At 59.9% G+C, this 18152-nt stretch carries 15 protein-coding genes; 1 reads left to right on the top strand and 14 read right to left on the bottom strand.

The window, feature by feature from the left end:
• Positions 1 to 242 precede the first annotated feature (242 nt).
• The 14 genes from dtd to hutC all read right to left on the bottom strand — a co-directional run bounded on the left by dtd (position 243) and on the right by hutC (position 16515).
• On the bottom strand, positions 243 to 680 hold the full coding sequence (gene dtd, locus KRR23_RS13390) for a D-aminoacyl-tRNA deacylase (protein ID WP_216742875.1): 438 nt from the start codon (positions 678 to 680) through the stop codon (positions 243 to 245).
• Positions 677 to 1648 carry a prolyl aminopeptidase gene (gene pip, locus KRR23_RS13385; RefSeq protein WP_216742874.1) on the bottom strand — a complete coding sequence of 324 codons (972 nt, stop codon included), beginning with the start codon at positions 1646 to 1648 and terminating at the stop codon, positions 677 to 679. Before pip ends, dtd begins: the two co-directional genes overlap by 4 nt.
• A gap of 104 nt (positions 1649 to 1752) precedes the next feature.
• Positions 1753 to 2688: an alpha/beta hydrolase gene (locus KRR23_RS13380; RefSeq protein WP_216742873.1), complete on the bottom strand. Its 936-nt coding sequence runs from the start codon at positions 2686 to 2688 to the stop codon at positions 1753 to 1755.
• A 209-nt stretch (positions 2689 to 2897) separates the two neighbouring features.
• Positions 2898 to 3842 carry a choline ABC transporter substrate-binding protein gene (locus tag KRR23_RS13375; protein WP_216742872.1) on the bottom strand — a complete coding sequence of 315 codons (945 nt, stop codon included), beginning with the start codon at positions 3840 to 3842 and terminating at the stop codon, positions 2898 to 2900.
• 279 nt (positions 3843 to 4121) lie between these two features.
• On the bottom strand, positions 4122 to 4922 hold the full coding sequence (gene hutG, locus KRR23_RS13370; protein ID WP_216742871.1) for an N-formylglutamate deformylase: 801 nt from the start codon (positions 4920 to 4922) through the stop codon (positions 4122 to 4124).
• Positions 4923 to 4932: 10 nt separating this feature from the next.
• The gene (gene hutI / locus KRR23_RS13365; protein ID WP_216742870.1) at positions 4933 to 6138 is read right to left on the bottom strand and encodes an imidazolonepropionase; all 1206 of its coding nucleotides are present in this window, start codon (positions 6136 to 6138) and stop codon (positions 4933 to 4935) included.
• Between the two features lie 16 nt (positions 6139 to 6154).
• Entirely contained in the window at positions 6155 to 7561 is a 1407-nt protein-coding gene (locus KRR23_RS13360) for an amino acid permease (protein WP_216742869.1), read from the bottom strand.
• A 313-nt stretch (positions 7562 to 7874) separates the two neighbouring features.
• Positions 7875 to 9407: a histidine ammonia-lyase gene (gene hutH, locus KRR23_RS13355; RefSeq protein ID WP_216742868.1), complete on the bottom strand. Its 1533-nt coding sequence runs from the start codon at positions 9405 to 9407 to the stop codon at positions 7875 to 7877.
• A 218-nt stretch (positions 9408 to 9625) separates the two neighbouring features.
• Complete coding sequence (locus tag KRR23_RS13350) at positions 9626 to 10450, bottom strand: glycine betaine/L-proline ABC transporter ATP-binding protein (RefSeq protein WP_216742867.1); 825 nt, start codon at positions 10448 to 10450, stop codon at positions 9626 to 9628.
• Positions 10447 to 11298 (bottom strand): proline/glycine betaine ABC transporter permease, encoded by an 852-nt coding sequence (locus tag KRR23_RS13345; protein WP_216742866.1) that lies wholly within the window; start codon positions 11296 to 11298, stop codon positions 10447 to 10449. The genes KRR23_RS13350 and KRR23_RS13345 overlap by 4 nt, the downstream gene beginning before the upstream one ends.
• A 170-nt stretch (positions 11299 to 11468) precedes the next feature.
• Positions 11469 to 12935 (bottom strand): cytosine permease, encoded by a 1467-nt coding sequence (locus tag KRR23_RS13340; protein WP_216742865.1) that lies wholly within the window; start codon positions 12933 to 12935, stop codon positions 11469 to 11471.
• An 84-nt stretch (positions 12936 to 13019) separates the two neighbouring features.
• Positions 13020 to 14723 carry a urocanate hydratase gene (hutU, locus tag KRR23_RS13335; RefSeq protein WP_103317051.1) on the bottom strand — a complete coding sequence of 568 codons (1704 nt, stop codon included), beginning with the start codon at positions 14721 to 14723 and terminating at the stop codon, positions 13020 to 13022.
• A gap of 507 nt (positions 14724 to 15230) precedes the next feature.
• Entirely contained in the window at positions 15231 to 15806 is a 576-nt protein-coding gene (locus KRR23_RS13330) for a HutD family protein (RefSeq protein WP_216742864.1), read from the bottom strand.
• Between the two features lie 40 nt (positions 15807 to 15846).
• Complete coding sequence (gene hutC, locus KRR23_RS13325) at positions 15847 to 16515, bottom strand: histidine utilization repressor (protein ID WP_253912082.1); 669 nt, start codon at positions 16513 to 16515, stop codon at positions 15847 to 15849.
• Positions 16516 to 16702: 187 nt separating this feature from the next.
• Between hutC and KRR23_RS13320 the strand changes: the two genes are divergently transcribed.
• A complete protein-coding gene (locus KRR23_RS13320) occupies positions 16703 to 18067 on the top strand; it encodes a formimidoylglutamate deiminase (protein WP_216742862.1) in 1365 nt (454 codons plus the stop codon).
• Positions 18068 to 18152 lie beyond the last annotated feature (85 nt).

The raw sequence follows: 18152 nt of genomic DNA, 5'->3' as shown, positions 1-18152 counted from the left end.
CGGCCAGCTATCTATATGCCAGGTTGGCGAGCATTGTTCCGACTCCGATGGGGCTAAATGATTCCCCAAACGGTTGCGGACAAGTCTCTACCTAAGTCAAAAATGGGCCAACGAACGCTGATCCCCGTAGCGCGGGATTATCTAGTAGGCCGCGTTACAACGCATCAGGGGTAACAAAGTATTTATCGCGAAAAACCCCTGTTTTCGACCAAAACACGCCTGAAAAGATGTTTCAAGCGTCTTCAGGTCTGTAACAGGAAGGTTACCGGGCCATCATTGACCAGATGCACCTGCATGTCTGCGCCAAATCTACCTGATGCCACTTTGCCATGTAACTGCTGCGCTTTGGTCAATATATAGCCAAAAAGCTCTTCTCCGAGTGCCGGTGGGGCCGCGGTAGAAAAGCTCGGACGCAAACCATTTTTGGTATCGGCGGCCAGGGTGAACTGCGAGACCAACAGCAAACCACCGCCGACATCGGCCAGGGACAGATTCATCTTGCCCTCGGCGTCACTGAATACCCGATAGTTAAGCAGCTTATGCAGTAGTTTGTCGGCGCTGGCCCGTGTGTCTTCCGGCTCAACCGCCACCAGCACCAGCAAACCCTGGTCTACAGCGCCAACAACCTCCCCCGCCACTTCGACGCGTGCATTTCGCACGCGTTGCAACAGGCCCTTCATGCTTCTTCAGGCGGTAGATCAAGCAAACGCCGGGCCATCTGGCTGGCCGCACGCACCAATGCATCAGTGATACCCGGCTCGGACGCTGCGTGTCCAGCATCGCGGATCACCTGCAGTTCGCTGTTCGGCCAGGCCTGATGCAGTTCCCAGGCATTATCCAACGGGCAGATCACATCGTAACGGCCGTGGACGATGACGCCTGGCAAATGGGCGATCTTGCCCATGTCGCGAATCAGCTGGTTCGGCTCGAGGAACGCGTTGTTGGTGAAGTAGTGGCATTCGATCCGGGCAATCGACAGCGCGCGCTGCGGCTCGGAGAAGCGGTCGACCACCATCGGGTTCGGCCGCAAGGTAGCCGTGCGGCCTTCCCAGGTCGACCAGGCCTTGGCCGCGTGCATCTGGGCAATCTGATCGTTGCCGATCAGGCGTTTGTGGAATGCGCTGAGCAGGTCGTCGCGCTCATCCAGCGGGATCGGCGCAATGTAGTCCTGCCAGTAATCCGGGAACAGACGGCTGGCGCCAGCCTGGTAGAACCATTCGATTTCCTGCGGGCGGCAGAGAAAGATCCCGCGCAGGATCAGACCGTGCACACGCTCCGGGTGGGTTTGTGCGTAGGCCAGGGCCAGGGTCGAACCCCAGGAGCCGCCGAACAACACCCATTTCTCTATTCCCAAGTGCTGGCGAATCCGCTCAAGGTCGGCGACCAGATCCCAGGTGGTGTTGTTTTCGAGGTTGGCGTGGGGGGTGGAACGACCGCAGCCGCGCTGATCGAACGTAACGATGCGATACAGGTTCGGATCGAAGTAACGCCGACTCTGCGCATCACAACCGGCCCCCGGACCGCCGTGAATAAACACCACCGGCAAACCTTCCGGTGAACCGCTTTCGTCGACGTACAGCGTGTGTATTGCATCGACGGCCAGATCGTGCCGGGCGTGGGGTTTGATCTGCGGGTACAAAGTCTGCATTGCGCGCTCCGTAAGGGGTCGAGGTCATCCCTGGGGGGACTTCAATTATTCTGCCGTCCGGCATCATAAACCCGAATTACCTGAATGAGCATGCCCGCAAAAAATCAGACTTCGCTTACAAGAAACCGATGCAAATACGCCAACAGGTTTTCATAGAGCAGATCCACTTCCGCAACCTCGCCCCTGCCCCGCAAACACCCGTGAATCAGCCCTTTGCCCGAATACAGACTGACCTCGCCCCCGGCGGCTTCAAGTCGCTGGGCATAACTGACACCGTCATCGCGTAGCGGGTCGAACTGCGCGACGGCGATCATCGTCGCTGGCAAACCGCTGAGATTATCGGCGAGCAATGGCATGGCGTAGGCCGACGGGTGCCGCGTACCGCGCAAGTACAACGCGTGATAGCAGTCCAGGTCGCTGCTGCTGAGTAGCGGCGCGTCGGCACATTCGCTGCGCGATGGAAGCCTGGCGTCACCGCCCAGTCCTGGGTAAATCAAGACTTGTGCGCAGGGCAAGCGCTCGCCCCGGTCGCGCAATGCCAGGCACAACGCGGCGGCAAGATTGCCGCCAGCGCTGTCACCCGCCACCAGCATCCGCTCAGCGTTCAATGCAAACGGGCTCGCTCCCGCGCACAACGCTTGCCAGACGCTCAGGCAGTCATCGAACGCCGCCGGAAAGGGATGCTCCGGTGCCAGTCGGTAATCGACGGCAATCACCAGCACGCCCAAAACCGCCGACAACTCGGTGCAGATGAAGTCGTGCGAGTCCAGATCCCCCACCACCCAGCCACCGCCGTGCAGATAAAGAATGCACGGCCAACCCGAATCAGGCGGTGCCACCGCTGGCTGGTAAGACCGGACACGAACGCCTTCCAGCGTAAAGTCGGTGACCTCCAGCCCGTCCGGGCGAGCCGGGGTAAATGCCCGGCACATTTGACTGTAAGCCTGACGCAGCCCGTCCAGGCTGCTGTCGGGGCTGTTGAAGCTGAGGGTTCTCTCGACAAATGCCGAGAGCTGCGGTGAAAGCGGGTAATCGGACATGCAGGAAAGACCTGGGTAGCAACGGAGTCAGACCACTCAGGGTCTGGACAAACCCTGTGGCGAGGGAGCTTGCTCCCGCTGGGTTGCGAAGCGACCCTAAATCAACCACCGCGAGCATCCAGAGAGCACGCGATTGCCGGATTACGACCGCTTCGCGGCCGAGCGGGAGCAAGCTCCCTCGCCACAGGTTCTTGTGTTGGCCTTCAGGCCTATTTCAGGCTGGCCTGTACCGCCTTCACACCGTCCTTGCCATCGAAACTGTTGACACCCGCCAACCAACGCTGAAGATCCTCGGGATGGTCACGCAGCCATTGCCGGGCAACTTCCTGCGCGGTCTTGCGCTCCATGATCGGCACCATTAACTGGCTTTCCTGAGCGGCGGTGAACGTCAGGTTTTCCAACAGACGGTTCACATTCGGGCATCGCTGGGCATAATCCGGCGCGGTCACGGTCGAGACCGTCGCCGCACCTTCGTTAGGGCCGTAGACATCGTCGCTGCCGGTCAGGTAGTTGATCTTCATGTTGATGTTCATTGGATGCGGGGTCCAGCCGACGAACACCACGAACTCCTTGCGATTGACCGCCCGCTGCACGGCGGCAAGCATGCCGGCCTCGCCGGATTCGATCAGCTTGAAGTCCTTGAGGCCAAAGTGATTGGTCTCGATCATGGTTTTGATGGTGGTATTGGCGCCGCTGCCCGGCTCGATGCCGTAGATCTTGGCACCCAACTGGTCTTTGAATCTGGCGATATCGCCGAAGGTTTTCAGGCCCGCTGCCGCGACATAGTCAGGCACTGCGAGGGTAGCCTGGGCGTCAGACAGGCTGGGTTTGTCCATGACTTTGAGTTGATTGGCGGCGATGAACGGCGCGATGTTCTTGTCCATCGCCGGCTTCCAGTAGCCGAGGAAGATATCCAGGCGTTTGTCGCGGATGCCGGCAAAGATGATTTGCTGCACGGCGCTGGTTTGCTTGCTTTCGTAGCCAAGCCCATTGAGCAAGACATCGGCCATGCCACTGGTGGCGATCACATCGGTCCAGTTGACCACGCCCATGCGCACGGACTGGCAGGACGCCGGTTCGCTGGCAAAGGTGTTGGCGCTCAGAAGTGCGGTGCCGGTAAGGATTAACAGACAGCGGTTGAACAGTCGTTTCATCGGGAAGGCTCGCTCGGCAGCTGGTTATTGTGGGCCCGGTGTCTTCGTGCACCGTGCCCACAACGTTACCCAGCGTCTGAGCGACAAAAACGCCCTGAGGCGACCGAGTCTTGCACGGTGGCGACAGCAACCGATCGTTGTGGCGAGGGAGCTTGCTCCCGCTGGGCCGCGAAGCGGCCCTGAAAACAGCCACCTCTCAGTATCTGCAAGATCCGACTGGCAGGCTTTGCAACTGCTGCGCAGTTGAGCGGGAGCAAGCTCCCTCGCCACAAGATAGTGTCAGGCGTAGTGTTTCTGCCCCCAGGCCAACAACCCTTGCAGTAGTTCCTTGAGCACCACTTGCGTCGGTGCCGCCAGGTCAGGCCGATAGCGGAACGGTTCGACCTCTTCCATGTAAGTGCACTGCCCCAGCTCCAGCTGCACCGCGTGGATGTTTTCGGCCGGGTTGCCGTAATGACGGGTGATGTGGCCGCCCTTGAAGCGCCCGTTAAGCACATGGCTGTAATCCGTGTGCCGGGCGCAGATGGCTTCGAGCTGGCTGGCCAGCTGTGGATCGCAACTGGCACCGTTGAACGTGCCGAGGTTGAAGTCCGGCAGCTTGCCGTCGAACAGGTGCGGGATCACCGAACGGATCGAATGCGCATCGAACAACAACGCATAACCGAACTCGGCTTTCAGCCGCGCCAGTTCTTGCTGCAGGGTGCTGTGGTACGGCGTCCAGACCTTTTCCAGGTAGCTCGCACGTTCCTCAGCCGACGGCTCCAGCCCTTCGCAGAACAACGGCACGCCGTCGAACAATGTCGCCGGGTACAGGCCCGTCGTCGCACCGACATACATCGGCTTGTCGTCGGACGGCCGGTTGAGGTCGATGACGAACCGCGAATACTCGGCGGCCAGGGTGCTGGCACCCAGCTCGGTGGCGAACTCGTAGAGCGTGGGAATATGCCAGTCGGTGTCCGGCAGGCTTTGTGCCTCGGGAATCAAACCGGCTTCAACCGCAGGCGTCAGACGCACGCCAGCGTGAGGCATGCTGATCAGCAGCGGCACCCGGCCTTGTTTGAAGTTCAGAACCTTATCCACAACCGTTCTCCTATAACTCGACTTCAACGCCGTGACGCACGACGCGTTTTTCCAGGTCACCGCCCAACCAGTACGACAGGTCGGCTGGACGATCGATTTGCCAGGCCACGAAGTCGGCGACTTTGCCGACTTCAAGCGAACCGTGGGTACGCTCCATGCCCAATGCCTTGGCGGCGTGAATGGTCGCGCCGGCCAGGGCCTCTTCCGGCGTCATGCGGAAACAGGTGCAGGCCATGTTCAACATCAACCGCACCGACAGCGCCGGCGAGGTGCCGGGGTTGAGGTCACTGGCGATGGCGATTTTCACCCCGTGCTTGCGCAAGGCATCCATCGGCGGCAATTGGGTTTCACGCAGGAAGTAGAACGCTCCCGGCAGCAACACGGCAACAGTGCCGGAGGCGGCCATGGCAATGGCGTCGTCTTCAGTCATGAACTCCAGATGGTCGGCCGACAGCGCGTGATAACGCGCCGCCAGGCTGGAGCCGTGCAAGGACGACAGTTGCTCGGCATGCAGCTTCACCGGCAAACCGAGCTTCTGCGCCGCGACGAACACCCGTTCGACCTGCGCTGGCGAAAACGCCAGGTATTCGCAGAACGCATCCACCGCATCCACCAGGCCTTCGGCGGCCAGCGCCGGCAGCATTTCGCTGCAGATATGGTCGATGTAGTCATCGGCGCGGTCGGCGTACTCTGGCGGCAAGGCGTGAGCAGCCAGGCAGGTGCTGCGCACACTGACCGGCAGTTCGGCGCCGAGGCGACGGATCACCCGCAGGATTTTCCGTTCGCTGACCAGGTCGAGGCCATAACCGGATTTCATCTCGATGCTGGTCACACCGTCACGCAGCAGGCTTTTCAGGCGTTTCTTCGCACTGGCGAACAGCTCGTCCTCGGTCGCCGCACGCGTGGCGCGCACGGTGCTGGCGATGCCGCCACCGGCCGCGGCGATTTCTGCGTAGCTCACGCCTTGCAGGCGTTGCTCGAACTCGCCGCTGCGATTGCCGCCGAACACCGTGTGGGTGTGGCAGTCGATCAGGCCCGGGGTGACCCAGGCCCCCGCGAGGTCATGGACCTCGGGGTACTCGCCGGACGGCAGCTCGCTACGTGGGCCGATCCACTCAATGTGCGCTCCTGACGTCACGATGGCGGCATCCTCGATGATCGAGTAAGTGCCCTGCGCCATGCTTGCAACGTGGCAGTGTTGCCAGAGAGTTTTCATCCGAGGCCTCCGTTAGTTATCGATTAGAAAAAGAAGGATCACGCGCGACCAGGGCGGCCCGCCCTGCCGCCGGTTTGACCCATGTCAGGTAGGCCAGCACCAGCAACACGATCCAGACCACGCCGACGATCAGCGCCGCCTGGGTATCCGGGAAATAGCCCAGCACGCCGAAGACAAACAGCATGAAGGCAATCGCCGCCATCGGCGCATACGGCCAGAACGGTACCGGGAATTTCAGCTGCGCCACTTGTTCGGCAGTCATGGAGCGACGCATCGCCACCTGAGTGAACAGAATCATCAGCCAGACCCAGACGGTAGCAAAGGTCGCAATGGACGCGATCAGCAGAAACACGTTTTCCGGGATCAGGTAGTTCAGCAACACGCCCAGCAGCAGCGCGACACTCATCACCACCACGGTCATCCATGGCACGCCATTTCGCGACAGGTGGGCGAAGCCCTTCGGTGCGTGCCCTTGCTGGGCCAGACCGAACATCATGCGGCCAGCGCCGAAGATGTCACTGTTGATCGCCGAAATCGCCGCCGTAATCACCACAATATTAAGGATGGTGGCCGCCGAGCTGATCCCCAGCTTATCGAAAATCTGCACGAACGGGCTGCCCTGGCTACCGATCTGCTGCCAAGGAAAGATCGACATCAGCACCAGCATCGTCAGCACGTAGAACAGCAGAATCCGCAACGGTACGGCGTTGATTGCACGAGGCAGCACGTGCTGCGGGTCTTTGGCCTCACCGGCGGTGACGCCAATGATTTCAATACCGCCAAACGCAAACATCACCACCGCGAACGAAGCGATCAGACCGCCTATGCCATTGGGCATGAAGCCGCCTTGGGTCCAGAGGTTGCTGATGTCGGTCACCTGGTCAGGGGCCGTGCTGATACCGAACAGCATGATGCCGAAGCCCCCGAGGATCATCGCAACGATGGCGGCGACCTTGAGCAGCGACAGCCAGAACTCCATTTCACCGAAGACTTTGACGTTGCACAGGTTCAAGCCGCCGACGATGGAAACGACGCCCAACACCCAAATCCAGCGAGAGACCTCCGGGAACCAGAAGCCCATGTAAATACCGAACGCAGTGACGTCGGCCATGCCGACGATGACCATTTCGAATGCGTACGTCCAACCGAGGATGAAGCCTGCCATCGGTCCCAGGTAAGTGCTGGCGTATTGACCGAAAGAACCTGCGACCGGGTTGTGCACAGCCATCTCGCCGAGGGCGCGCATGACCATGAACACCGCTGCGCCACCAATCAGGTAGGCAAGCAGCACCGCAGGACCGGCCATCTGGATGGCCGAGGCAGAACCGTAAAACAGCCCGGTGCCGATCGCCGACCCCAGTGCCATGAAGCGAATATGTCGGGCCGATAGCCCGCGTTTCAAGCCGTTTGCTGGCTTTTGCATTTCTCGTCCTTAGTTGTTCTTGTCGGAGAAGATTGATGAGGGACGAAGGGCCTTGAACAGATTCGGCATTTGTACTTGCCTCAAGATCCCCCCTCACCCTAACCCTCTCCCCAAAGGGGCGAGGGGACTGACTGCGGGTTGCTTTCGAGGTACTGCGACCTGAGATTATGAGTCGAACTCAGGCTCCGAACACCACGAAGATCGGCTCCCTTCCCCCTCTCCCCTTTGGGGCGGTCCGACGTTTCGGGAGGGCTGGGGTGAGGGGTGGTTTTGGAGGGCGAAGAAATCTCAGCCCTGCCCCCCCCTCAAGCCATTACAGGCTAGGCAGCAACTTCGCCATCACCAGCTCATTCAGGCAGCGCGAAGCCAGCAGCTCGCTCGCGGCGTTGATGTCCGGTGCAAAGAAACGGTCCTTCTCGTAGAACGGTACTTTGGCGCGCAGGGTGCTGCGAGCTTTTTCCAGTTTCGACGAAGTCTTCAGACCGTCACGCAGGTCCAGACCCTGGCAGGCAGCCAGCCACTCGACAGCCAGAACGCCGCGAGTGTTTTCGGCCATTTCCCACAGACGCTTACCAGCGGCCGGAGCCATGGAAACGTGGTCTTCCTGGTTGGCGGAAGTCGGCAGGCTGTCCACCGAATGCGGGTGCGACAGTGCCTTGTTTTCGCTGGCCAGAGCAGCCGCAGTCACCTGGGCGATCATGAAGCCGGAGTTCACGCCACCATTGGCCACCAGGAACGGCGGCAGTTGCGACATGTGCTTGTCCATCATCAGCGAGATGCGACGCTCGCTCAGGGAACCGATTTCAGCGATGGCCAGGGCCATGTTGTCGGCAGCCATGGCAACCGGTTCGGCGTGGAAGTTACCGCCGGAGATCACGTCACCTTCAGCTGCGAAGACCAACGGGTTATCCGACACGGCGTTGGCTTCGATCGCCAACACTTCAGCGGCCTGACGGAACTGAGTCAGGCAGGCGCCCATGACTTGTGGCTGGCAGCGCAGCGAGTACGGGTCCTGAACCTTTTCGCAGTTCTGGTGCGAATCGGAGACTTCACTACGCTCGCCCAGCAGGTCGCGGTAAGCGGCGGCGGCGTCGATCTGGCCTTTTTGACCACGAGCAGCGTGAATACGCGCATCGAACGGCGAGCGCGAGCCCAGCACGGCTTCAACGGTCAGGCCGCCAAGGGCCAGGGCACCCGCGAACAGGTCTTCGCCTTCGAACAGGCCACGCAGTGCGTAAGCGGTGGACACCTGAGTGCCGTTAAGCAGCGCCAGACCTTCTTTGGCCGCCAGGGTCAGCGGTTGCAGGCCTGCGACTTTCAGCGCTTCAGTTGCTGGCAGCCATTCACCTTTGTAGCGGGCCTTGCCTTCGCCCAGCAGCACCAGCGACATGTGGGCCAGAGGCGCCAGGTCACCGGAAGCACCGACCGAACCTTTCAATGGAATGTGTGGGTAAACCTCAGCGTTGATCAGGGCGATCAGCGCGTCGATCACCACCCGGCGAATGCCGGAGAAACCACGGCTCAGGCTGTTGACCTTGAGCACCATGATCAGACGCACCAAAGCGTCGCTGATTGGCTCGCCAACACCGGCAGCGTGGGACAACACCAGCGAGCGCTGGAGGTTTTCCAGGTCTTCGCTGGCAATGCGGGTCGAAGCCAGCAGGCCGAAACCGGTGTTGATGCCGTACGCGGTACGGTTTTCCACGAGGATCTGTTCCACGCAGGCAACACTGGCTTCGATCTGTGCCGACGCGCTGTCGTCGAGACGGACGTTGACCGGTTGCTGATAAACAGCACGCAGTTGGGCAAGGCTCAGTTGGCCAGGGATAAGGTTCAGGGCAGTCATAATCAGTCTCCTTTTGAGAGTTTTTATGCTCTTTATATTAAGAGCGTTAACTAACCAGTCGCTCCGGATGATTCCGTTGTCCGTCGCTTCCCGCTTTTTTGAGGGGGGTGGCGCCTTGGCACGCTGGCTTTTGTAGAAATCAGTACAGCTTGGGTAACACGGTTTACAGCAGTATCGGGTCTTTCAAAATCAATTCAGCCTGGAACATGGCAACTCTCCTAAACCACCGCCGCACGCCGCTGGACAAACCGGTCGACGTATTCATCGGCCGGCGAGTGAAGGATCTCTTTCGGCGTGCCGACCTGGATCAACTGCCCATCCTTGAGAATCGCAATCCGGTTGCCAATGCGCACGGCTTCATCGAGGTCATGGGTGATGAACACGATGGTCTTGTGCAAGGTTTGTTGCAGTTCGAGCAACTGGTCCTGCATCTCGGCGCGGATCAACGGATCGAGGGCACTGAAGGCTTCATCCATCAGGATGATGTCAGTGTCCGCCGCCAGGGCGCGGGCCAGGCCCACACGCTGACGCATACCGCCAGACAGCTGATGCGGGTATTTGTTTTCGTAGCCTTGAAGGCCCACGGTGTTGATCCAGTGCTGCGCGCGCTCGGCGCACACTTGCTTGCTTTCACCTCGCACTTTCAAACCGTAGGCGACGTTGTCCAGTACGTTCTTGTGGGGCAACAGGCCGAAGCTCTGGAACACCATGCTGATCTTGTGCCGACGAAATTCGCGCAGGGCTTCCATGTCGTATTGCAGGATGTCCACGCCGTCCACCAGGATCACGCCGCTGGTCGGGTCGATCAGGCGGTTGATGTGGCGTACCAGTGTCGACTTGCCGGAACCCGACAGGCCCATGATCACGAATATCTCGCCGGTAGCGATGCTCAGTGACAGATCATTCACGCCAATCACGCAGCCGGTCTCGGCCAGTACCTGATCCTTGCTCTTGTTCTGTCGGATCATGTCCAGCGCGTCGGCCGAACGGTCACCGAAAATCTTGAAAACGTTTTTGACTTCGATCTTGGTGGCATTGCTCATTGGCTCACCTCATGCCGTGGACGACCGTAGGCCTGGGTAATGCGGTCAATGACCACTGCCAGAATCACGATCGCCAGACCGGCTTCAAGACCACGTCCGACGTTGAGGGTCTGGATCCCCACCAGCACGTCTTCACCCAGGCCACGCGCACCGATCATCGAGGCGATCACCACCATCGACAGGGCCATCATGGTGGTCTGGTTGATCCCGGCCATGATGCTCGGCAGCGCCAGCGGCAGTTGCACGCCGAACAGTTGCTGCCAGCGGTTTGCACCAAAGGCATTGATCGCTTCCATCACTTCGCGATCGACCTGGCGAATACCCAGATCGGTCAAGCGAATCAGCGGCGGTACGGCGTAGATCACGGTGGCGAAAATCGCCGGGACCTTGCCCAGACCGAACAGCATCAGCACCGGAATCAAGTACACGAAGCTGGGCATGGTTTGCATGATGTCGAGCAGCGGCATCAGCACTGAACGCAGGCGATTGCTGCGCGCCGACAGAATGCCCAACGGAATGCCGATCAGCACCGAAATAACCGTCGCCACCAGCATCAATGCCAGCGTTTGCATGAGCTTGTCCCAGAGGCCGACAGCGCCCACCAGGAACAGCAAACCAACGATCACCGTCGTCGTCACCAGCTTGCGGGTCGCGTGCCAGGCGATGCCGGCAACAATCACCAGCATCAACCACCACGGCGCCGCGCGCAGCAGGCCTTCGAGGTTGACGATGGCCCAGAGCAAGGTGTCGGAGATGTGGCGGAACACATCCCCGTAGTTGACGACCAGCGAATCAACCCAAACGTTGACCCGGTCGGCGATGGAAAAGGTGAAGCTTTCGGGAAACATAAGAGACTCTCAATCAAGTGGATGTAGCGAACGTCCCGGCCAGCCTCTCGGTTAGCCGGGAGGTATCTGCCTACAGTTCCGCGTTGATTTTCCTGGCAGTGTCGGTAGTGACCCGCAACTGCCAGATCTCAGGATGTGCCTTCACGAAGATCTTCGCCAGTTTCGTCCAGTCAGATTGCTGCAACGCGATCCGCCCCGCTTGTTTTCACTTTTACAGCCTCGTCCTGCTCTACCGGCAGTATCAGCCGATCAGGTACTGCGCTATGCCACTTCTTGGCTGCGAAGTAGTACATCGCAGCCGGAACCACCAGACCGATGATCCACGAGATGTCGGTATCACCGAGGCTTGCGACCAGAGGGCCAGTGTAGAAGTGGGTGGAAATGAACGGCATTTGAATCAACACGCCGAACACGTAAATGCTGATGCCCATGATGTTCCAGCGACCGTAGCGACCCTCGGGGTTGGACAGTGCCGGAATGTCATAGCGTTCTTTGGTGATGCAGTAGAAGTCCACCAGGTTGATCGCGCTCCACGGCGTGAAGAACGCCAGCAGGAACAGGATGAACGCGGAGAATTCCTTGAGGAACGAGTCCTTGCCAAGCAATGCCAGAGCCGCGGCAAGCGACACCATGATGAAGATGTACAGCAGGCGCACACCGCTTCCAATGTGGCGGCTGCCACGGAAGCCACTGATGATCGTCGCGATCGACATGAAGCTGCCGTAGGCGTTCAACGTGGTCACGGTGACTTTGCCGAAAGCCACGGCGAAGTACAGCAGCGCCGCGACAATCCCGGTACCGCCCAGGCTGACGATGAACGACACCTCGTGGTGAGCGAACTGCGAACCGGCCAGGGCTGCGGCGAACACGCCGAAGACCATCGACGCCTGTGCACCGATCACCGAACCCAGGCCGACGGCCCAGAAGGTTTTCGACGCCGAGGTGCTGCGCGGCAGGTAACGCGAGTAGTCCGCCACATAAGGGCCGAACGCGATCTGCCAGGACGCCGACAGCGACACCGCCAACAGGAAACTCGCCAGAGAGAAGTGCTTGTTGCCCAGCAGTGCGCCGATGTCGTTACCGGCCAGCAGTTTGTAGAACAGGTAGATGAACGCCACCACGCCCAGCACACTGGCGACCCGGCCGATGCCGTGGATCACCCGATAGCCGAAGATGGTGAAGACCATGATCGAGCCGGCGAACAGCGTGATACCGACCCAGTCTTCGACGTGCAGCAACTGCGCTACCGCCTGCCCCGCCAGCAAGGATCCGCTGGCCGAGAAGCCGATGTACATCAGGCACACCAGCACCAACGGAATCACCGCCCCATACACGCCAAACTGCACGCGGCTGGAGATCATTTGTGGCAAGCCGAGTTGCGGACCTTGCGCTGCGTGCAGCGCCATGACGCCACCGCCGAGCAATTGGCCAATCAGCAAACCGATCAACGACCAGAACACATCCCCACCCAGTACCACCGCCAAAGCACCCGTCACAATCGCGGTGATTTGCAGGTTGGCACCCAACCACAGGGTGAACTGACTCAATAGACGACCGTGTCTTTCCGCTTCCGGGATGTAGTCGATCGAACGTTTCTCGATCAACGGTTTACTGCGTACACGATCGCTATTAGCCATTGTCCAACCTCTGTGGATTGTTATTGTGGTTGCCGCTTTCCTACGGGTTTTGCATGAGGTCATCCGTTAAGGATGACCCGCTTTTTATTTACCGGTGATCATCGGCAGGTTCAGGCCCTGCTCCTTGGCACAGTCGATAGCGATCTGGTAACCGGCATCGGCGTGACGCATAACGCCGGTTGCCGGGTCGTTGTGCAGAACGCGAGCGATACGCTCGGCCGCTTCGTCAGTACCGTCGCAGACAATCACCATGCCCGAGTGCTGGGAGAAGCCCATGCCGACGCCGCCGCCGTGGTGCAGGGAAACCCAGGTCGCGCCGCTCGCGGTGTTCAGCAGAGCGTTGAGCAGTGGCCAGTCGGACACGGCGTCGGAGCCATCCTGCATGGATTCGGTTTCGCGGTTAGGGCTCGACACCGAACCGGAGTCCAGGTGGTCGCGGCCGATCACGATCGGTGCCGACAGCTCGCCGCTGCGGACCATTTCGTTGAACGCCAGACCCAGCTTGGCGCGCAGACCCAGACCCACCCAGCAGATACGTGCTGGCAGACCCTGGAAGCTGATGCGCTCGCGCGCCATGTCCAGCCAGTTGTGCAGGTGGGCGTCGTCCGGGATCAGCTCTTTGACCTTGGCGTCGGTTTTGTAGATGTCTTCAGCGTTGCCCGACAGTGCAGCCCAACGGAACGGACCGATACCGCGGCAGAACAGCGGACGGATGTAGGCCGGTACGAAGCCCGGGAAGTCGAATGCGTTCTCGACGCCTTCTTCTTGCGCCATCTGACGGATGTTGTTGCCGTAGTCGAAAGTCGGGATGCCTTGCTTCTGGAAGTCGAGCATCGCTTTGACGTGCACGGCCATCGATTGCTTGGCGGCTTTGATCACAGCAGCCGGCTCGGTCTTGGCGCGAGCGCGGTACTCTTCCCAGGTCCAACCGGCTGGCAGGTAACCGTTCAGCGGATCGTGGGCGCTGGTCTGGTCGGTGACCATGTCCGGACGCACACCGCGACGGACCAATTCCGGCAGGATTTCTGCCGCGTTACCCAGCAGGGCGATGGAAATCGCTTTGCCTTCTTTGGTGTATTTGGCGATGCGCGCCAGCGCGTCGTCGAGGTCTTTGGCCTGCTCGTCGACATAACGGCTTTTCAGACGGAAATCGATGCTCACTTGTTGGCATTCGATGTTCAGCGAGCACGCGCCGGCCAGGGTAGCGGCCAGTGGTTGAGCGCCGCCCATGCCGCCCAGACCGGCGGTCAGGACCCAGCGACCGGTGAGGTTGTCGTTGTAGTGTTGGCGACCGGCTTCAACGAAGGTTTCGTAGGTGCCTTGAACGATGCCCTGGCTGCCGATGTAGATCCAGCTGCCGGCAGTCATCTGGCCGTACATGGCCAGGCCTTTGGCGTCCAGTTCGTTGAAGTGTTCCCAGCTCGCCCAGTGTGGCACCAGGTTGGAGTTGGCGATCAGCACGCGCGGGGCGTTGCTGTGGGTCTTGAAGACGCCGACTGGCTTGCCGGATTGCACCAGCAGGGTTTCGTCGTCATTCAGGTTGGTCAGGCTCTCGACGATCTTGTCGTAGCATTCCCAGTTACGCGCCGCGCGACCGATACCACCGTAAACCACCAGTTCTTTAGGGTTCTCGGCAACTTCCGGGTCGAGGTTGTTCATCAACATGCGCAGCGGCGCTTCGGTCAGCCAGCTCTTGGCGGTCAGCTTGTTGCCGCGGGCAGCACGGATTTCAACGTCACGGTGCTTAGTAAAAGTAACGGGGGTCGGTTTCTGGGTATTGTCAGTCACGAAAAAAACTCCTCAGCAATCAATCCAAACCAGCCCAGGCAGTGGGCGAGCAAGCCGATGTGCAGATGGTGCACATCGGCGAATCAGTGGACGATGGTCGAGTCTTCGTGACTCATACACATACGTCTTTACTTGTACATACAAGCATATGCAATCAAGCGGCCAACTTTCTGGATGGCGCTTCAACAAAGTGCTGAATCTGGCTTAAAAGCCCTTGGGACAAGGGTTTTGCGGCGGTCGATATTTTTTGGGGAAGGATTTTTTCGAGGAGTGACAGATGTTACCTGAGCGCGATTTTGCGCCACGCTGGGGCGTTCGGTAACAAACTGGTGCGCACAGGGAAACGGTGGAGATTGGTTTTTGTGGCGAGGGAGCTTGCTCCCGCTGGTCTGCGAAGCAGACCCGAAGCCAGAGCAAGTGGTGCATCAAATAAAACGTGTTTGCCGGCTTTACGACTGCTGCGCCCGAGCGCGGACCGGCCGACGGGAGCAAGCTCCCTCGCCACAGTTAACTGTTTGCTGTCAGTTCAATCACACAGCACTGGCCGCTGACGAAAACATCCAGCAGCCCGGTGTTACCGCTCAGTTGCAGGCAATCATGACGACCCAGAGCATGGGCCGCGCTGCCATCGATCCGAACTTCAAGTGCGTCGGCCGCGCTGAAAACCAGCAGCGTTCCGGTCGAACTGAAAAACCGTTGCTCGCCCTTCAGCCACTGCAACCGCGCCTGGTAGCGATTCGACGCATAAATCAGGTTGAAGTCGCGGATCGCACCGCCAAGCAGGGTGCAGGAAACATGGCTTTCGCCGCTGAACGCAAACGGGTCCAGTGGTAACAGGGGCCGCGTGTTCTGGCCGTCGACCGTCAAGGTCATGCCTTCACCCTGCAGCACGGTGATGACCCGCTCATAACCTGCAAAGGTCGAGAACCCGCCCGACTCACCGATATCGGCAATCGACAGGCGCCAGCCAAAGCCATCCAGGCCGGTGCCTGCATCGCGGGTGATTTCTTCGGTGCTACCGCCGCCGTTTTTCCACGGCATGCGCGGATAATTCGTCGCGCGCAAAACGTTCAACTGACTCATTTAGGCCTCTTATTATTTATGGCTCTTTATTTGTGGCTTTTTATTTGTGGAACCGCCCTTCCAGACGATGGCGGGAACCGGGATGAATCAGACGAGCGGCGGTCACTGGCTGACGTCCGGACCAGGTCCGACGACGGATCAGCAGGCATGGCTCGCCTTTTTCGATCTGCAGCAATTTGCACTCGGTAGGCTCGGCAAGAATCGCCTCGACCACGTGCTCGCCTTCGGTCAATGGTGCGACCTGATTCAGATAGGCATAAGGCGTTTGCAGGGTGAAGTCTTGCTTGAGGTATTCCGGCGCGACCAGGGCATTGACGAAACGGTCCTCGATTTGCACGGGAATATCGTTCTCGAAATGCACGATCAGCGAGTGGAAGACCTTCTGGCCTTCACGCATGTCCAGTGCCAGGGCGCGCTCGGAACCGGCGGCCTCTTCTTCCAGGGTGATCACCTTGCACGTGTGGCGATGGCCACGGGAGGCGATTTCGTCGGCAATGTTATGCACTTCGAACAACGCGGACTGGCTCTTGGGTTCGGCGACAAAGGTGCCGACGCCCTGCATGCGCACCAACAGGCCGTCAGCCGTCATCTCGCGCAGGGCGCGATTGATGGTCATGCGGCTGAAACCCAACTGACTGACCAGCTCGCTTTCCGACGGCACGCGGTAATGCGGCGGCCAGTTTCCACTGTCGATTTGCTGGGTGATCATCTGTTTGACGCGAGCGTACAAGGGCGCCGGACTGTCGCCCAGATTGGCACTCAGCGGTGAAACTACAGGCGGAGTCGGCACAGGAAATCCTTGTTCGTTGATGAAAGTCACTAGCTTGCCGGAGTTTACCGAGCAGGCAAACGTCTGTATATGTATATACAAATAACACACGATGGGGTACTGAACCATGTCCGCCTTCTTTGCCGAACGCGCGCTTTTGCCTAGTGGATGGGCCAACAATGTACGTCTTGAGGTCAGTGCCGATGGCCTGCTGACCCACATCCAGGCCGATGCCAGCGCTGAAGGCGCCGAACGGCTGAGCGGTCCGCTGCTGCCGGGCATGCCGAATCTGCACTCCCACGCCTTCCAGCGGGCGATGGCCGGACTGGCCGAAGTAGCGGGTAATCCGAACGACAGTTTCTGGACCTGGCGCGATTTGATGTATCGCCTCGTCGGAAAAATCAGCCCGGAACAACTCGGGATCATCGCCCGTCAGCTCTATATCGAAATGCTCAAGGCCGGTTACACCTCGGTCGCCGAATTCCATTACGTGCACCACGATCACAACGGCCATCCGTACGCGGACCCGGCCGAACTGTCGTTGCAAATCAGTCAGGCCGCCAGCGCCTCCGGCATCGGCCTGACCTTGCTGCCCGTGCTCTACAGCCACTCCGGTTTCGGTGGCCTGGCGCCCAATGAAGGCCAGCGACGCTTCATCAACAGCACTGAAAACTACCTGAAGCTACAAGCCCGCCTGCAGCCGCTGCTGGCGCAGCAACCGGCGCAGCAACTGGGCCTGTGCTTCCACTCGTTGCGTGCCGTGACCCCGCAGCAAATCAGCGAAGTGCTGGCAGCCAGCGACAAACACTGCCCGGTGCACATCCACATCGCCGAGCAACAAAAGGAAGTCGACGACTGCCTGACCTGGAGTGGTCGCCGTCCGCTGCAATGGCTGTATGAAAATACCGACGTCGATCAGCGCTGGTGCCTGGTCCACGCGACCCACGCCAACCCGGAAGAAGTCAGCCTGATGGCCAAGAGTCGCGCCATCGCCGGCCTGTGCCTGACCACGGAAGCTAACCTGGGCGACGGGATTTTCCCGGCCGTGGACTTCCTCGCCCAAGGCGGGCGCATGGGCATTGGCTCGGACAGCCATGTGTCGCTGAGTGTGGTGGAAGAACTGCGCTGGCTGGAATATGGCCAGCGCCTGCGCGATCAGCGACGTAACCGCTTGTATGGCGCCGATCAGCCGATGGTCGGGCGCACCCTGTACGACGCCGCACTCGACGGTGGCGCACAGGCGCTGGGCCAGCCGATTGGCGCATTGGAAGTCGGCAAACGCGCTGACTGGCTGGTGCTCGACGGCAACGACCCTTACCTGGCAACCGCCAGCGGCGACGGGATTCTGAACCGCTGGTTGTTTGCCGGTGGCGACCGTCAGGTCCGCGATGTGCTGGTAAACGGCAAGTGGGTGGTACGCGACGGGCATCACGCTGGCGAAGAAGACAGTAACCGGGCGTTCACCCAAGTACTGCGCGAGCTGTTGGGCTGATCACCGCTTCTGTGGCGAGGGAGCTTGCTCCCGCTGGGTTGCGAAGCGACCCCAAATCAGCAATTGAGCTCTTTCAGAAAGATCT

It is taken from the genome of Pseudomonas sp. CVAP#3, from assembly GCF_018986375.1.
In the GTDB taxonomy this organism is placed as follows: domain Bacteria; phylum Pseudomonadota; class Gammaproteobacteria; order Pseudomonadales; family Pseudomonadaceae; genus Aquipseudomonas; species Aquipseudomonas helvetica.
The sequence above is the reverse complement of the archived record's forward strand: the minus strand, read 5'-3'. Positions and strand labels throughout refer to the sequence as shown.

What these genes read in the sequence shown, in the direction of transcription:
- KRR23_RS13330 (WP_216742864.1), bottom strand. Translation starts at nt 15,806, where the DNA reads ATGAGTCAGTTGAACGTTTTGCGCGCGACGAATTATCCGCGCATGCCG.
- KRR23_RS13375 (WP_216742872.1), bottom strand. Translation starts at nt 3,842, where the DNA reads ATGAAACGACTGTTCAACCGCTGTCTGTTAATCCTTACCGGCACCGCA.
- hutH (WP_216742868.1), bottom strand. Translation starts at nt 9,407, where the DNA reads ATGACTGCCCTGAACCTTATCCCTGGCCAACTGAGCCTTGCCCAACTG.
- dtd (WP_216742875.1), bottom strand. Translation starts at nt 680, where the DNA reads ATGAAGGGCCTGTTGCAACGCGTGCGAAATGCACGCGTCGAAGTGGCG.
- KRR23_RS13350 (WP_216742867.1), bottom strand. Translation starts at nt 10,450, where the DNA reads ATGAGCAATGCCACCAAGATCGAAGTCAAAAACGTTTTCAAGATTTTC.
- KRR23_RS13360 (WP_216742869.1), bottom strand. Translation starts at nt 7,561, where the DNA reads ATGCAAAAGCCAGCAAACGGCTTGAAACGCGGGCTATCGGCCCGACAT.
- KRR23_RS13380 (WP_216742873.1), bottom strand. Translation starts at nt 2,688, where the DNA reads ATGTCCGATTACCCGCTTTCACCGCAGCTCTCGGCATTTGTCGAGAGA.
- KRR23_RS13340 (WP_216742865.1), bottom strand. Translation starts at nt 12,935, where the DNA reads ATGGCTAATAGCGATCGTGTACGCAGTAAACCGTTGATCGAGAAACGT.
- pip (WP_216742874.1), bottom strand. Translation starts at nt 1,648, where the DNA reads ATGCAGACTTTGTACCCGCAGATCAAACCCCACGCCCGGCACGATCTG.
- KRR23_RS13320 (WP_216742862.1), top strand. Translation starts at nt 16,703, where the DNA reads ATGTCCGCCTTCTTTGCCGAACGCGCGCTTTTGCCTAGTGGATGGGCC.
- hutI (WP_216742870.1), bottom strand. Translation starts at nt 6,138, where the DNA reads ATGAAAACTCTCTGGCAACACTGCCACGTTGCAAGCATGGCGCAGGGC.
- hutC (WP_253912082.1), bottom strand. Translation starts at nt 16,515, where the DNA reads ATGATCACCCAGCAAATCGACAGTGGAAACTGGCCGCCGCATTACCGC.
- KRR23_RS13345 (WP_216742866.1), bottom strand. Translation starts at nt 11,298, where the DNA reads ATGTTTCCCGAAAGCTTCACCTTTTCCATCGCCGACCGGGTCAACGTT.